Genomic DNA, 15,005 nt, shown 5'->3' on the forward strand with positions numbered 1-15,005 from the left:
GCCAAGGATGGCACGTCAGCGACTGGCGCTTGCGGGACGCGTGGGCGGATCGCCCGCTCGTTCAGACGCACGCCAGTCGTTCGCGCAACAGCACGAGCGCCTGGCCGCGATGGCTCAGCCCGTTCTTCAGGCCCAGCGGCATTTCCGCCGCGGTCTGGCCGTGCGCAGGATCCAGGAACACCGGGTCGTAGCCATGGCCGCCGCTGCCGCGGCGCTCGCGCAGGATGCGCCCAGGCCAGCGCCCTTCGACCACGATCGGCTGCGGGTCGTGCTCGTGCTGCAGCAGCGCCAGCGCGCACACGAAGTGCGCACCGCGGCATTCGTCGGGCACATCGACCAGCTCGTGCAGCAGCTGGTCGATGTTGCGTTCGGCGTCGCCGTGGCCACCGGCGTAGCGCGCCGAATACAGGCCGGGCGCACCGTCGAGCGCATCCACGCACAGGCCCGAGTCGTCCGCCAATGCGGGCAGCCCGGTGGCGCGGCAGGCGTGGCGGGCCTTGAGGATCGCGTTCTCGATGAAGCTCAGGCCGGTTTCATCGGCGTCGGCGACACCGAACTCGGTCTGCGCGCGCACCTCGAAGCCATCGGCGGCCAGCAGCGCGCGCAACTCCTCCAGCTTGCCGGCGTTGCTGGACGCCAGCACCAGCGGCCGCGGCGCCGTGCTCATTGCGCCAGCGCTTCCCGCTGGCGTTCGAGCAGGGTCGCGATGCCGCCTTCGGCCAGACCGAGCAGGGCGTCAAGCTCGTCGCGGCGGAAGGCGTGGCCCTCGGCCGTGCCCTGCAGCTCGATAAAGCCGCCACCGTCGTTCATCACCACGTTCATGTCGGTGTCGCAGTTGCTGTCCTCGGCGTAGTCCAGGTCCAGCACCGGCACACCGCGGTAGACGCCGACCGACACCGCGGCCACCGCGCCAAACACCGGGTCGCGGGTGATCTCGCGGCGCTTCTGCAGCCAGCGCACCGCGTCCACCAGCGCGACGTAGGCGCCAGTGATGGCCGCGGTGCGGGTGCCGCCGTCGGCCTGCAGCACGTCGCAGTCCAGGGTGATGGTGCGCTCGCCCAGCGCGCCGCGATCGATGCAGGCGCGCAGCGTGCGGCCGATCAGGCGCTGGATCTCCAGCGTGCGCCCGCCCTGCTTGCCGCGCGAGGCTTCGCGGTCGCTGCGGGTATGGGTGGCGCGCGGCAGCATGCCGTATTCGGCGGTCACCCAGCCCTCGCCCTTGCCGCGCAGGAAGCCGGGGACCTTGTTGTCGACGCTGGCGTTGCACAGCACGCGGGTCTGGCCGAAAGAGACCAGCACCGAGCCCTCCGCATGACGTGTGTAGCCGCGCTCGATGCGGACTTCGCGCAATTGATCGGGCGCGCGGCCGCTGGGGCGGGCAATGCTCATGCGTGGATTTCCGGCAGAAAAAGGGGTCCCAGATTACCATTGCCTCCCCGCACGCACTGGATGCCCGATGTCGATCCGCAGCATGACCGCCTACGCCTCGGGCGAGCGCAACACCCCGTGGGGCACGCTCGGCTGCGAGCTGCGCGCGGTCAACCACCGTTTCCTCGAGCTGGGCGCGCGCCTGCCCGACGAGTTGCGCGCGCTGGAACCCGCGCTGCGCGAACGCGTGTCGACACGCGTCTCGCGCGGCAAGCTCGACCTGACCCTGCGCCTGCGCGCTAGCGAAGGCGCCGTGTCGCTGCAGGTGGACGAGGCGCTGGTCGATCGACTGGGCGAGCTTGCCGGCGGACTTCGAAGCCGCTTCCCGGAGCTGCGCGTGGGCCTGGTCGAGCTGCTGCAGTTCCCGGGCGTGCTGCAGTCGCAGGCCGGCGATCCAGCCGAACTGCAGGCGCAGGCGCTGGCCTTGCTCGACGTGGTGCTCGCCGACTTCATCGCCGCGCGCGAGCGCGAGGGCGGCAAGCTGGTGACCGCGATCCTGGAGCGCGTGGACGGCATCGAGCGCATCGCCGGCGAAGTGCGCGGCCTGGTGCCGCTGATCCGCGACGGCCAGCGCGCCAAGCTGCAGGCGCGCCTGGCCGAGCTTGCCCAGGCCGCCGATCCCGCGCGCGTGGAGCAGGAGCTGGTGCTGTCGCTGCAGAAGCTCGACGTGGACGAGGAGCTCGACCGCCTGTCCAGCCACATCGACGAGATCCGCCGCGTGTTCCGGCAGAAGGAACCGGTCGGGCGCCGCCTGGACTTCCTGCTGCAGGAGTTCAACCGCGAGGCCAACACGCTCGGCTCCAAGTCGGTCGACGCCCGCACCAGCAATGCCGCGGTCGAGCTGAAGGTGCTGATCGACCAGATCCGCGAGCAGGTGCAGAACATCGAGTAGCCGCGAGGGCGGAATTCGGGATCGGACGCCAAGCCGGTACGATTGCGCACCGACCCAGGCCGAATCCGCCGTGTCCAATCCCCAGACCGCAATCAAGAATCCCGGCCCGATGCGCGGAACCCTTTTCATCGTTGCCGCGCCCTCCGGCGCCGGCAAGTCGAGCATCGTCAACACCTGCCTGGCGCGGGATCGCAACATCTGCCTGTCGATCTCGTTCACCTCGCGCGCGCCGCGGCCGGGCGAGCGTCACGCCGAGCACTACCACTTCGTCGATGCCGACGAGTTCAAGGCGATGATCGGCGCCGGCGATTTCTTCGAGTACGCGCAGGTGCACGGCGACTGGAAGGGCACGGCCCGGCAGTCGGTCGAGCCGCAGCTGGCGGCCGGGCGCGACGTGCTGCTGGAGATCGACTGGCAAGGCGCGCAGCAGGTGAAGTCGCAGGTGCCCGATGCCGTCAGCGTATTCATCCTGCCGCCCTCGCGCGCCGCGCTCGAGGAGCGCATGCGCAAGCGCGGCCAGGACAGCGAGGAGGTCATCGCGCGGCGCATGGCCAACGCCCGCGAGGAGATGTCGCACCACGCCGAGTTCGACTACGTGATCGTCAACGAGGACTTCGAGGTCGCGGTGGACGAGATGTGCGCGATCTTCCTGGCCAGCCGCCTGCGCCGCACGATCCAGGTGCAGCGCCACGCCGGCCTGATCGCCGCGCTGCTGGTCGAGGGCTGAAGCCAGTCTCGGCCGCAAGCGCGGTTTCTGCCGCAAGTCACTGATTCCAAACGTTGGTATTGCGCCAGCGGCGCGAATTCCTATAGAATACGCGGTCCTATCCGAATTGATCGACGGCCGCAGGCCGCCGGGAGACCTATGGCCCGCATCACCGTGCAAGATTGCCTGGAAGTCGTCGACAACCGCTTCGAACTCGTCATGATGGCCGCCAAGCGCGCGCGCCAGCTTGCCAATGGCGTCGAGCCGCAGATCGACAACGCCGAGGCGCAGGACAAGCCGACCGTGCTGGCGCTGCGCGAGATCGCCGCGCGCCGCATCGACCAGCCCTTCATCGACGCCGTCGACAAGGCCGAGCGCCAGCGCAAGGAGCGCGAAGCGCTGGAATGGGCCGCCGCCGAAGTGGTTGCCGGCGATGACGACATGAAGGGCGACGACGCCTGAGTACCCGAGCGGGACCCGGGAATGGGCAGCCGGAACACCGGTTCGCCCGTGGCAGTCCCGCGACGTGACTAGACATGGCCCCGCTTCGGCGGGGCTTTTGTTTGATCCTTCTCCATTCGAGGGGAGAGCGTGGGTGGCTTGCGCGGCATGCCGCGCATCCACGCGAGCGCCCGGCATGCTGTGCCGGGCCGGGCCGGACCGCGTAGCGGCCCTGACCGAGCGGAAAGCGATCTCCGGTCGCCAGGGCGCGGCGTCCAATTCGAAGCCCGCGCGGGACGTCCAGAAACCGTGTCCACCTTCCTCCCGATTGGGAGAAGACCGTGTGCTATTTCGCGGCATTCACGTACGCGACGCGGGCGCAGGCGAGGGGCCACGCGAGGGGTCACGCCTGTCCCCACCCCGATTCGCGGTGCCTCCCCATTCCCTATTTCCTGCCTTCCAATTAGGCTCAGGGGATGACTTCCGACGCTCCCGTCCTGATCCAGCCCGTGCCTTCGTCCGAGGAGGACGTGCCGGACTACGTGCGTGTATTCGAGCGCGCGGCGGGATATCTGCCGGCCGACCAGCGCGTGCTGCTGCGGCGGGCCTGGGCGGTGGGCGCGGCGGCGCATGCGGGGCAGACGCGCAGGTCGGGCGAGCCCTACATCACCCACCCGGTGGCGGTGGCGCAGGTGCTGGCCGAACAGAAGGTCGACGTTGAAACCCTCGTCGCGGCGATCCTGCACGACACCATCGAGGACACGCCGCTGACCCGCGCGCAGCTGGCCGAAGAGTTCGGCGAGACCGTGGCCGAACTGGTCGACGGCGTCACCAAGCTCGACAAGCTGCCCTTCAGCAACCGCCAGGAGGCGGCCGCCGAAAGCTTCCGCAAGATGATGCTGGCGATGGCGCGCGACCTGCGCGTGATCCTGATCAAGCTCAGCGACCGCCTGCACAACATGCGCACCCTTGGCGCCCAGCCGGGTCCTGCGCGCGAGCGCATCGCGCTGGAGACGCTGGAGGTCTACGCGCCGATCGCGCAGCGCCTGGGCATGAACCTGATCAAGGCCGAGCTGCAGGACCGCGGCTTCCACGCGCTGCATCCGCTGCGCCACCTGATCCTGGAAAAGCACATCCGCGGGCAGCCGATGCTGCGGCGCGAGGCGATGGCCAAGATCGAGGCGCAGCTGGCGCAGCGGCTGACCAGCGAAGGCCTGGAGTACCGGCTGGTGAGCCGGGTCAAGTCGCCGTGGAGCATCTACAACAAGATGCGCTCGGAGGGGAAGACGTTCGCCCAGGTGATGGACGTGTTCGGCTTCCGTGTCGTGGTGGGCTCCGTGGCGAACTGTTACCACGCGCTTGGGGTGGCGCATTCGGTGTACAAGCCGCTGGACGGGCGCTTCCGCGACTTCATCGCGATCCCCAAGGCCAATGGCTACCAGTCGCTGCACACCGTCCTGTTCGGCCCGTACGGCTCGCCCATCGAGGTGCAGATCCGCACCGAGGAGATGGACCTGATCGCCGAGCGCGGCATCGCCGCGCATTGGGCCTACAAGCACGGCACGGCCCCCAGCGGGGCGCAGGCGCGCGCGCATTCGTGGATCGCCAACCTGCTCGAATCGCAGCGCGCGACCGGCTCGTCGCTGGAATTCCTGGAGAACGTGAAGGTCGACCTGTTCCCGGACGAGGTCTACCTGTTCACGCCCAAGGGCGACATCCTCTCGCTGCCGCGCAACTCCACCGCGCTCGACTTCGCCTACGCCGTGCACACCGATGTGGGCAACACCGCGGTGGCCGCGCGCCTGGACCGCAAGCTGGTGCCGCTGCGCACCAAGCTGGTCAGCGGGCAGACCGTGGAGATCGTCACCGCGAAATCCTCGCTGCCCAAACCGCAGTGGCTGGAGTTCGTGGCCACCGGCAAGGCCCGCACCGCGATCCGTGCCCAGCTCAAGCAGCTAGAGCACGAGGACGCGGTGACGCTGGGCCATCGCATGCTCGACCGTGCGCTGGAGGACATGGGCACCCCGCTCGATCGACTGCCGCAGGCGCGCCTGGATGCCTACCTGGGCGAACTGCGCTATCCGCGCCTGGAAGAACTGCTGGCCGACATCGCACTCGGCAACCGCATGCCCTCGCAGGTGGCCATGGCGCTGGCGCAGACGGATGCGACGGGCACGGTCCCCGCCGGCGAGCACATGCACCCCCGCGGTGAGCGCATCCTGATCACCGGCCACGAGCGCGGCGTGATCAGCTTCGCCAACTGCTGCATGCCGATCCCCGGCGACGAGATCATGGGTTACCACACCGCCGGCAAGGGCATCGTCGTGCACCGGCTTGACTGTCCCAACGTCGCCGAATACCGCAAATCGCTGGACCGATGGGTGGCGATCGGCTGGGACCGCGAGGTCATCGGCGAGTATCCGGTCGCGCTCATCATCGAAACCGAGAACCGGCCCGGTTCACTGGCCGAAGTGGCTGCGGCGATCGCCAAGGCCGACTCCAACATCGAAGGCGTGGAGTACCTCGAGCGCGACGCCAGCGTCGCCGTGATCCGCTTCGGGATCCAGGTCCGCAACCGCCAGCACCTGGCCGACGTCATCCGCCGCACCCGCAGGCTTGCGGTGGTGCACGGAGTGCGGCGCCTGTAGCGAGGACGGGCGCCGTCGTGCGCCGCGTTGCCGACCTATAATCGGATCCATCCCGAACCGAGACGCCCGATGCCCCGTACCCCGATCCAGACCGACCAGGCCCCTGCCGCGATCGGCCCCTACTCGCAGGCCACGCGCGCAGGCAACATGGTGTTCTTCTCCGGCCAGATCCCGCTCGACCCCGCCAGCGGCGAAGTGGTCGAAGGCGGTATCGACGCGCAGGCCCGCCGCGCGTTCGACAACCTGCGTGCGGTGGCGGAAGCGGCCGGCGGTTCGATGGCCGACATCGTCCGCGTCGGCCTGTACCTCACCGACCTGTCGCAGTTCGCTGCGGTCAATGCGGTGATGGCCGAGTACTTCGAGGCGCCGTATCCCGCGCGCTCGACCATCGAGGTGTCCGCGCTGCCCAAGGGCGTGCTGTTCGAGGTCGATGCGGTGATGGTGCTCGGCTGATCCCCGCGACGGGATGGCGAAGCCAGCGCCCGCACTCACGGCCAGCGGCGATGTCGCACTGAAGACGCTGTCGGGCGTCGGCCCGGCGGTGGCGGAAAAGCTGGCCGCCCGCGGCCTGCTGTCCTTGCAGGACCTGTGGCTGCACCTGCCGCGCCAGTACGAGGACCGCACGCGCATCACGCCGGCCCGCCAGCTGCAGCCGGGCGTGGCGGCGCAGGTGGAGGGCCGCGTCGAGGCGGTCGAGCGCGGCTTCCGCTACCGGCCGATGCTGCGCGTGGCGATCGCGGACGACTCCGGGTCAACGCTGGTCCTGCGCTTTTTCCACTTCCGTTCGCAGCAGGTCAACCAGTTCCGCGTCGGCGCGCGCGTGCGCGCCTACGGAACGCCGCGGCCCGGGCAGCAGGGGCTGGAAATCGTGCATCCGAGCTATCGCGTGCTGGCCGAAGGCGAGGACGGCGAGCTTGGCGATGCGCTCGATCCGGTGTATCCGGCGGTCGAAGGCATCGGGCCGGCGACGCTGCGCCGCCTGGTCGGGCAAGCGCTGGACCGGCTCCCCGGCGACGATGTGCTGGAATTGCTGCCCGCGCCAATGCTGCTCGCGTGCGGGCCGGGAATGCCGACGCTGCGCGAGGCGTTGCTCACGCTGCACCGGCCGCCGCGCGGCGCTGATGTCGGCGCATTGCTCGCCGGCACCCATCCGGCGCAGCGGCGCCTGGCGCTGGAGGAGCTGCTGGCGCATCACCTGAGCCTGCGCCGCCAGCGCATCGCGCTGCAGTCGCACGCCGCGCCTGCGCTCGCCGACGACGGCGGGATGCTGCAGCGCCTGCTTGAATCGCTGCCGTTCGCGCTGACCGGCGCGCAGCAGCGCGTGTTCGCCGAGATCCGCGCAGACCTGCGCAATGCGATGCCGATGCTGCGCCTGGTGCAGGGCGACGTGGGCAGCGGCAAGACCGTGGTTGCGGCGCTGGCTGCGCTGGTCGCGATCGGCAGCGGCCGCCAGGCGGCGCTGATGGCGCCCACCGAACTGCTGGCCGAGCAGCACCTGGCCAACCTGCGCGCGTGGCTCGAACCGCTGGGCGTGCGCGTAGCCTGGCTCGCGGGCAAGGTGTCCGGGCGCGCGCGCCGCGCGGTGCTGGCCGATGCCGCGAGCGGCGCGGCGCAACTGGTGGTGGGGACGCATGCGCTGATGCAGGAGGGCGTGCTGTTTCGCGACCTGGCGCTGGCGATCGTCGATGAGCAGCATCGCTTCGGCGTCCACCAGCGCCTTGCGCTGCGCGACAAGGGCGCGGCTGCCGGCATCGTGCCGCACCAGCTGGTGATGACCGCCACGCCGATCCCGCGCACGCTGGCGATGGCCGCCTATGCCGACCTCGATGTTTCTGCGATCGACGAGCTGCCGCCCGGCCGCACGCCGGTGCAGACGGTCGTGCTCGGTGCGGGGCGGCGGCCGGAGCTGATCGAGCGCATCCGCGCCGCCTGTGCCGAAGGCAGGCAGGCGTACTGGGTGTGCACGATCATCGACGAGAGCGACGAGGTCGTCGCACAGGCGGCGCAGACCACCTGGGAGCAGCTGACCGCGGCGCTGCCCGGACTGCGCGTGGGTTTCGTCCACGGGCGCATGAAGGCGGGCGAGAAGCAGGCGGCGATGCTCGCCTTCAAACGTGGCGAGATCGACCTGCTGGTGGCGACCACCGTGATCGAGGTTGGCGTCGACGTGCCCAATGCCTCGCTGATGATCATCGAGAACGCCGAACGCTTGGGCCTGTCGCAGCTGCACCAATTGCGCGGACGGGTGGGGCGGGGCAGCCAGGCCTCCAGCTGCGTGCTGCTCTACCAGGCGCCGCTGTCGCAGATGGCCAGGCAGCGGCTGGAAACCATGCGCGCCACCAGCGACGGATTCTTGATTGCCGAGAAGGATCTCGAGCTGCGCGGTCCCGGTGAACTGCTGGGTACGAGACAGACCGGGCTGGTCGGCTTTCGCATCGCGGACCTGGCCCGCGATGCCGACCTGCTGCCGGACGCGCACCGCATCGCAGACGCGTTGATGCAGGCGTCGCCCGAGGTCGCCGACCGTGTAGTGGACCGCTGGATCGGCAGCGCGGCGCGCTACGCTGGCGCCTGATCGCCATCTTCCGATGCCATCCCCTTCCCGATGTCATCCCGAACGAAGTGAGGGATCTGCTTTTGCCTGTATGGGATCCCTCGCTCCGCCCGGGATGACAAGGCCTCAGGCCGTCCGATTCCCGATTCCCGATTCCGGTGACGCCATGAACACCTCCGTCCCACTCCTCATCGACACCGATCCCGGCGTCGACGATGCACTCGCCCTGCTGATGGCATTCGATGACCCGGCCCACGAGATCGTCGGCCTGACCATCGCGGCTGGCAACGTCGGCCTGCGCCATACCGTGGCCAACGCGCTGAAGCTGTGCGAGGTGGCCGGTCGCGGAGACGTGCCGGTGTTCGCCGGCTGCTCCGCTCCGCTGCTGCACGCCGCGCCGGACGCGGCCTATGTCCACGGCCAGGACGGTTTCGGCGATACCGGCTACACACCAGCCACGCGCGCGGCAGCGCAGGAACACGCGGCGCTGGCGATCCTGCGCCTGTCGCACGCGCACGCCGGACGCCTGCTGCTGGTCGCCCTCGGCCCGCTGACCAACCTGGCGCTGGCGCTGAAGCTCGATCCGACCCTGCCCGAGCGCGTGCACCGCCTGGTGGTGATGGGCGGCTCGGTGGCCGGGCGCGGCAACATCACCCCGGCGGCCGAGTTCAACGTCTACTTCGACCCCGAGGCCGCGCACCTGGTGTTCGAGGCCTTCCCGCGCCTGGACCTGGCCGACTGGGACGCCACCCTGGCGCATGGCCTGCCGCATGCGCAGGTGGAAGCCTGGCTGGCCACCGGGTCTGCCGCCGGCCGCTTCTTCGACGGCATTTCCAGGCAGACGCGCGAATGGTCGGCGGACCGGCGCGGCGACCGCTGGTTCGCCGCGGATGCGCTGGCCATGGCCTGGGCGCTGGCGCCGGACGGCGCCGTGGAGCTCGCCGAGCGCCCGCTCCAGGTCTGCATGGAGCAGGGCCCCGGCCGCGGCGCCACCGTGGTCGACTGGAACCGGCAGACCGGGCGCCCCGACGCGGCGCGGATCCTGCTGCGCTACGACCAGGCGGCCTTCGAGACCCGGGTCCGGCGTGCGCTGGGGGCCGCTTGAAGGGCCGCTTGCGCGGGGTAGGGGCTGCCGCTACAATGCCGGGCTTCCCTGCGCAATGTCACGGTGTTACCGCCATGAAGGCCGACATCCATCCCGTATACCGCGAAGTCGTCTTCCAGGACGTGACTTCCGATTTCAAGTTCCTGACCCGCTCCACGCTGGCCGCCTCCACCAAGGAGTCGATCAAGTGGGACGACGGCAAGGAATACCCGCTGGTCAAGGTCGAAGTCTCTTCGGCCACGCATCCGTTCTACACCGGCCAGAACAAGGTCATGGATACCAGCGGTCGCATCGACAAGTTCAAGCGTCGCTACGCGAAGTAAGCGCAGCGGGAACGTTCCGTTCCCCGTCACGCATGCAGACGGCCGCCTTCGGGCGGTCGTCGTCGTTTCAGGCCCCCGTTTTCCGGCGCTCCGTGCCGGATGCCGCCTGCCGGCTGCGCATAGCTCCGGCCGTCGCCACGCCATGACGGACAGGACCAAAGTCCGAGTCGGTGCTCAAACCGCCTGTGCGATAATTGCTGCGCTGCGGTAGCCGCTGTACCGCCGTCGCCGGGCTCCACGGGCCCGTCCGTACGTCAGAACCACGAGGAGCACATCCGTGTCCGACAAAGTCGTGTTGAACGCCGGCGGCAAGTCCGTCGACCTGCCCATCCTGAAACCCACGCTCGGCAACGACTGTGTCGACGTCTCGAAGCTGACCAGGGAAACCGGGCTCTTCACCTACGACTCGGGTTTCACCGCCACGGCCAGCTGCAAGTCCGCGATCACCTACATCGACGGCGACAAGGGCGTGCTGCTGTATCGCGGCTACCCGATCGAGCAACTCGCCGAGCATTCCAGCTTCCTGGAAGTGGCCTACCTGCTGATGAATGGCGAACTGCCCAACCAGGCGGAGTTCGCGAAGTTCGAGCATGAGGTGACGCATCACACGATGATGCACGAGACGCTGAAGAACTTCCTGCACGGCTTCCGCTACGACGCGCATCCGATGGCGATGCTGGCCGGCACGGTGGCTTCGCTGTCGGCGTTCTACCACGACACCCTGGACCTGGATGATCCGGCGCAGCGCCGTCAGGCCGCGATCCGCCTGCTGGCCAAGGTGCCGACGCTCGCGGCAGCCGCCTACCGCTATTCGATCGGCTGGCCGATCCGCTATCCGCGCAACAACCACGAGTACGTCGACCGCTTCCTGCACATGATGTTCGAGGTGCCGAGCGAGCCGCTGGAACTGAACCCGGTGGTGTCCAAGGCGCTGGACCTGTTGTTCATCCTGCACGCCGACCACGAGCAGAACGCCTCGACCTCGACCGTGCGCCTGGTCGGTTCCACCGGCGCCAATCCCTATGCCTGCATCGCCGCCGGCATCACCGCGCTGTGGGGCCCCGCACACGGTGGCGCCAACGAGGCGGTGCTGAAGATGCTCGAGGAGATCGGCGATCCGAAGAACGTCGCCTCGGCCGTCGCCAAGGCCAAGGACAAGGAGTCGGGGTTCCGCCTGATGGGCTTCGGCCACCGCGTCTACAAGAACTTCGATCCGCGCGCCAGGATCATCCGCGAGATGACCCACAAGGTGCTGGGCGAGCTGGGCGTCGACGATCCGCTGCTGGAAGTGGCGATGCGCCTGGAAGAGGCCGCGCTGCAGGACGATTACTTCATCGAGCGCAAGCTGTACCCGAACGTCGATTTCTACAGCGGCATCATCTACAAGGCGCTGAAGATCCCGACCGAAATGTTCACTGTCATGTTCGCCATCGGCCGCACCGCCGGCTGGGTCGCGCATTGGCTGGAACAGCAGGTCGACCCGGAAGCCAAGATCGGGCGCCCGCGCCAGATCTACACCGGCAGCGACGTGCGCGACTACGTGCCTTCCGGCAAGCGCTGAGCGCGTCGGATCGGCCACAGGACGCCCCGCATCGCGGGGCGTTTTTTCTGTTGTGTTCTTCACGGGCTGGGCGTTTCAGCGCGCAGCTGGAGACGCGATTTACTCCGCGACCTCGTCCCCGGCCAGCAGCTGCCGCAGCTGCGTGGCCGAGGCGCGTTTCATCGGCTTCTCGTCCACGGCCGACAGCGGCGCCTGGCGCAGCGCGAGCGCCGGCAGCACGGTCAGTTCGAAGCCCAGATCTTCCGCGCTGAACATCCACGCCGGAAACTCGCCCTCGCGCATCCGGTCCAGCCGCAACCGTCGGCTGCGCAGTTCGGCGGGGATGCCTGCCTCCTCGAGGAAGCGTGCCACCGCGTCCGCATCGTCGCAGTAAAGCTGCAGGCTGACCGGCGCGCGCGCATCGGCGGTACCGTCGAGCACCGGTCCGACCAGGCGCGGATCGAAACGGGCGAAGAACTCCAGTGCGTGCAGCGCGGCCTCGCGGCGGGTGCGCAGGTCGTCGGTGTGGCTGTCGCCGAGGAACAGGCGCTGGTACTCGCGCAGCGCGTCCTCGACCTCGCGGTTGCGCGGCAGCGACGCGTCGTCGTGGAAACCAAGCCGCTCTGCCGCCTTGCGCTTGGCCTGGTGGTAATCGCGGATGCCGCCTTCGGCCATCAGCCGCGCGGCCTCGTGGGCAAGGCGGTGCCGGCGCTCGCGGGTGCGGGTTTCGGCGTGCTGGCGGGCGCGGTGCATCACGGTCCCCCGATCCTGCGACGTCCCGACTGTAACCCAGCCCCGGAAAACGTCAACGTCAAGCGCGCCGGCGGCGGCGTCCGGATCAGAAGATGTCGAACGCCTCTTCGGCGGGCACGTCGTCGAACTCGAACGGGTTCAGCGCTTCCATGCGTTCCAGGTCCTCGACCTTCACGTACTCGCCGATGCCGCCGCCAGCAGTGGTCGGGAGCAGCTGGCCGCCAGCGGTGACCGCGACCTTGACCATGCCCGGCGGCGGATCGTTGCTCGCCACCGGCACGCCTTCCAGCGCCACCCGCATGAAATCGATCCAGATCGGCAGCGCGGAGCGGCCACCGTATTCGCGGAAACCGAGCGAACGGTTGTCGTCGCGGCCGACCCAGACCGAGGTGACCAGGTTGCCGCCGAAGCCGGAGAACCAGGCGTCGCGATGGTCGTTGGTCGAGCCGGTCTTGCCGCCCACGTCCTCGCGCCCCAGCACCTTGGCCGCCGCGCCGGTACCGCGCTGCACGACGTCGCGCATCATCGACACCAGCTGGTAGGCCACGCGCTCGTCGATTGCGCGCGGCGCCAGGACCGCGTCCTCGGGCAGCTCCACGGGAGCTTCCGCGGCCGTTTCGTCACCTTCGGCCGCAGCGGTGACCGGTCGCGCGGGCCCGAGGTTGAAGCCGTCGACCACGTTCGCGCGCGCCACCTGGACGCCGCGCTCGTTGGCCGCGCAGCCGCGGCAGGCGACGGCGGGATTGGCCTTGTACACCAGCTCGCCGTTGCGGTCGCGCACCTCGTCGATGAACCAGGGATCGATGCGGAAGCCGCCGTTGGAGAACACCGCGTAGCCACGCGCAACCGACAGCGGCGTCAGCGACGGCGTGCCCAGCGAAATCGACAGGTTGGGCGGCAGCTCCGATTCCTCGAAGCCGAAATGGCTGATGTAGCGGCGCGCATAGTCGACGCCGACCGCGTCGAGCAGGCGCACCGACACCAGGTTGCGCGAACGCACCAGCGCCTCGCGCAGCCGCATCGGACCGAGGAAGCGGCCATCGGAGTTCTGCGGGCGCCACTCCTGGCCGCGGCGCATGCGGAACACGACCGGTGCATCGAGCACGATCGAGGCCGGATTGAAGCCACGTTCGAACGCGGCCGCGTAGATGAAGGGCTTGAAGCTCGAACCGGGCTGGCGGCGGGCCTGGGTGGCGCGGTTGAACTTGTTGCCGGCGTAGCTGAAGCCGCCGACCAGGGCGCGCAGCGCGCCGTTGTCGGGCTCCAGCGACACCAGGGTGGCCTGGCCGCGCGGCAGCTGGTCGAGCTGCCAGGTGACCGTGGGCGGTACGACCGCGTCGCCCGCGGGCTTGCCCGCCTTCTCGATCCGCGCCACCCGCACCAGGTCGCCGCGCTTGACCAGGGCGGCCGGATTCTTGCCCGTCCAGCGGCTGGACGCCGCATCCAGGGTGAGCGTGATGCCGTCGGCCAGCACCACATCGGCGGTGCCCGTGCCCGTGCCGAGCACGACGGCCGGCAGCAGCCCGCCCTGCGCTGGAATGCCGCGCAGCCGCGCGCTCGCGGTGGCCGCATCCTCGTCCGCCGCCAGCTCGAAGCTCTGCTCGGCGCCGCTCCAGCCGTGGCGGTGGTCGTAGGCGGCCAGGCCGCTGCGCACGGCGTGGTCGGCCGCGGCCTGCATCACCGGGTCGATGGTGGTGGTGACGTGGTAGCCACGGCTGAGCACGTCGCCGCCGAAGCGCGCCTCCATCTCCAGGCGCACCATTTCCGCCACGTACGGTGCATAGGACTCGACCGGACGCTCGTGCGGCTTGGCGTGCATCGGCGTCGCGCGCGCCTGCAGGAACTCGGCTTCGCTGATGAAGCCGAGCTCGTGCATGCGCGCCAGAACGTAGTCGTCGCGCCGCTCGCGCGCGCGCTCGGGATTGCTCAGCGGATTGCCGCTGGATGGGAACTTCGGGATCGCGGCCAGCGATGCGATCTCGTCGAGCTCGAGCTGGTCGAGCGCCTTGCCGTAGTAGAACTCCGCCGCCGCCGCGATGCCATACGAGCGGTTGCCGAAGAAGCTCTTGTTGAGATACAGCTCGAAGATCTCGTCCTTGCTCAGCTCCTGCTCCATCTTCCGCGCCAGCAGCATCTCGGCGAACTTGCGGGTGAAGCTGTACTCGGTGCTCAGGTAGAACTGGCGTGCGACCTGCTGGGTGATGGTCGATCCGCCGGGCACGCGCTCCTGGCCGCGGGTCTTGGCCAACAGCCAGACCGCGCGCGCCACGCCCTTGTAATCGATGCCGCCGTGTTCGTAGAAGCGCGCGTCCTCGGTGGCGAGGAAGGCCTGCTTCAGGCGCTCGGGCACGTCTTCGATCTTGACCGGGTAGCGCCGCATCTCGCCGAACAGCGCCATCAGCTTGCCGTCGCGTGCGTACACGTACATCGGCTCCTGCATCTCGATGTCGCGCAGGCTGTGCACCTCCGGCAGCTTCGAGGACACCGTCTGGTAGACGATCGCGGCAGCCGCGCCGGCGGCGATGGCGAGGACAATGCCGGCCAGCAGTGCCCAGCGCAGGACGCGGAGCAGCAGGCGGGGTTTCTTGCGGGGAGGGGAGGTGGGCGCTGGCATA

At 69.3% G+C, this 15,005-nt stretch carries 13 protein-coding genes; 9 read left to right on the top strand and 4 right to left on the bottom strand.

Annotated features, from left to right (window positions below):
* Positions 1-61: 61 nt before the first annotated feature.
* Together rdgB and rph are read right to left on the bottom strand one after the other, a co-directional pair.
* Positions 62-667 (bottom strand): RdgB/HAM1 family non-canonical purine NTP pyrophosphatase, encoded by a 606-nt coding sequence (gene rdgB / locus ACW5DW_RS02780; RefSeq protein ID WP_457017253.1) that lies wholly within the window; start codon positions 665-667, stop codon positions 62-64.
* Positions 664-1,389: a ribonuclease PH gene (gene rph / locus ACW5DW_RS02785; protein ID WP_457017254.1), complete on the bottom strand. Its 726-nt coding sequence runs from the start codon at positions 1,387-1,389 to the stop codon at positions 664-666. The genes rdgB and rph overlap by 4 nt, the downstream gene beginning before the upstream one ends.
* Before the next feature lie 82 nt (positions 1,390-1,471).
* Between rph and ACW5DW_RS02790 the strand changes: the two genes are divergently transcribed.
* From ACW5DW_RS02790 to ACW5DW_RS02830, 9 genes are all read left to right on the top strand, one after another.
* Positions 1,472-2,320, top strand: a complete 849-nt coding sequence (locus tag ACW5DW_RS02790) for a YicC/YloC family endoribonuclease (RefSeq protein WP_457018381.1) — start codon at positions 1,472-1,474, stop codon at positions 2,318-2,320.
* Between the two features lie 109 nt (positions 2,321-2,429).
* Entirely contained in the window at positions 2,430-3,047 is a 618-nt protein-coding gene (gene gmk, locus ACW5DW_RS02795; RefSeq protein WP_457017255.1) for a guanylate kinase, read from the top strand.
* A 138-nt stretch (positions 3,048-3,185) separates the two neighbouring features.
* Positions 3,186-3,488 (top strand): DNA-directed RNA polymerase subunit omega, encoded by a 303-nt coding sequence (gene rpoZ / locus ACW5DW_RS02800; protein WP_457017256.1) that lies wholly within the window; start codon positions 3,186-3,188, stop codon positions 3,486-3,488.
* A gap of 455 nt (positions 3,489-3,943) precedes the next feature.
* The gene (locus tag ACW5DW_RS02805; protein ID WP_457017257.1) at positions 3,944-6,115 is read left to right on the top strand and encodes a RelA/SpoT family protein; all 2,172 of its coding nucleotides are present in this window, start codon (positions 3,944-3,946) and stop codon (positions 6,113-6,115) included.
* 69 nt (positions 6,116-6,184) lie between these two features.
* Positions 6,185-6,568 (top strand): RidA family protein, encoded by a 384-nt coding sequence (locus ACW5DW_RS02810; RefSeq protein WP_457017258.1) that lies wholly within the window; start codon positions 6,185-6,187, stop codon positions 6,566-6,568.
* 13 nt (positions 6,569-6,581) lie between these two features.
* Complete coding sequence (recG, locus tag ACW5DW_RS02815) at positions 6,582-8,690, top strand: ATP-dependent DNA helicase RecG (protein ID WP_457017259.1); 2,109 nt, start codon at positions 6,582-6,584, stop codon at positions 8,688-8,690.
* A 145-nt stretch (positions 8,691-8,835) separates the two neighbouring features.
* Positions 8,836-9,774, top strand: coding sequence for a nucleoside hydrolase (locus ACW5DW_RS02820; RefSeq protein WP_457017260.1), 939 nt, complete (start codon positions 8,836-8,838; stop codon positions 9,772-9,774).
* A 74-nt stretch (positions 9,775-9,848) separates the two neighbouring features.
* A complete protein-coding gene (locus tag ACW5DW_RS02825) occupies positions 9,849-10,097 on the top strand; it encodes a type B 50S ribosomal protein L31 (protein WP_457017261.1) in 249 nt (82 codons plus the stop codon).
* 277 nt (positions 10,098-10,374) lie between these two features.
* Positions 10,375-11,658: a citrate synthase gene (locus tag ACW5DW_RS02830; protein ID WP_457017262.1), complete on the top strand. Its 1,284-nt coding sequence runs from the start codon at positions 10,375-10,377 to the stop codon at positions 11,656-11,658.
* Between the two features lie 99 nt (positions 11,659-11,757).
* On the opposite strand, the gene ACW5DW_RS02835 is transcribed toward ACW5DW_RS02830, so the two are convergent.
* The gene (locus ACW5DW_RS02835; protein WP_457017263.1) at positions 11,758-12,390 is read right to left on the bottom strand and encodes a hypothetical protein; all 633 of its coding nucleotides are present in this window, start codon (positions 12,388-12,390) and stop codon (positions 11,758-11,760) included.
* 85 nt (positions 12,391-12,475) lie between these two features.
* On the bottom strand, positions 12,476-15,004 hold the full coding sequence (locus tag ACW5DW_RS02840; protein WP_457017264.1) for a penicillin-binding protein 1A: 2,529 nt from the start codon (positions 15,002-15,004) through the stop codon (positions 12,476-12,478).
* Position 15,005 lies beyond the last annotated feature (1 nt).

This window comes from Luteimonas sp. A482, from assembly GCF_054072655.1.

Coding starts and splice junctions, on each gene's coding strand:
- ACW5DW_RS02805 (WP_457017257.1), top strand. CDS start 3,944: ATGACTTCCGACGCTCCCGTCCTGATCCAGCCCGTGCCTTCGTCCGAG.
- gmk (WP_457017255.1), top strand. CDS start 2,430: ATGCGCGGAACCCTTTTCATCGTTGCCGCGCCCTCCGGCGCCGGCAAG.
- rpoZ (WP_457017256.1), top strand. CDS start 3,186: ATGGCCCGCATCACCGTGCAAGATTGCCTGGAAGTCGTCGACAACCGC.
- ACW5DW_RS02810 (WP_457017258.1), top strand. CDS start 6,185: ATGCCCCGTACCCCGATCCAGACCGACCAGGCCCCTGCCGCGATCGGC.
- rdgB (WP_457017253.1), bottom strand. CDS start 667: ATGAGCACGGCGCCGCGGCCGCTGGTGCTGGCGTCCAGCAACGCCGGC.
- ACW5DW_RS02825 (WP_457017261.1), top strand. CDS start 9,849: ATGAAGGCCGACATCCATCCCGTATACCGCGAAGTCGTCTTCCAGGAC.
- ACW5DW_RS02840 (WP_457017264.1), bottom strand. CDS start 15,004: ATGCCAGCGCCCACCTCCCCTCCCCGCAAGAAACCCCGCCTGCTGCTC.
- ACW5DW_RS02820 (WP_457017260.1), top strand. CDS start 8,836: ATGAACACCTCCGTCCCACTCCTCATCGACACCGATCCCGGCGTCGAC.
- ACW5DW_RS02790 (WP_457018381.1), top strand. CDS start 1,472: ATGACCGCCTACGCCTCGGGCGAGCGCAACACCCCGTGGGGCACGCTC.
- rph (WP_457017254.1), bottom strand. CDS start 1,389: ATGAGCATTGCCCGCCCCAGCGGCCGCGCGCCCGATCAATTGCGCGAA.
- recG (WP_457017259.1), top strand. CDS start 6,582: ATGGCGAAGCCAGCGCCCGCACTCACGGCCAGCGGCGATGTCGCACTG.
- ACW5DW_RS02835 (WP_457017263.1), bottom strand. CDS start 12,390: ATGCACCGCGCCCGCCAGCACGCCGAAACCCGCACCCGCGAGCGCCGG.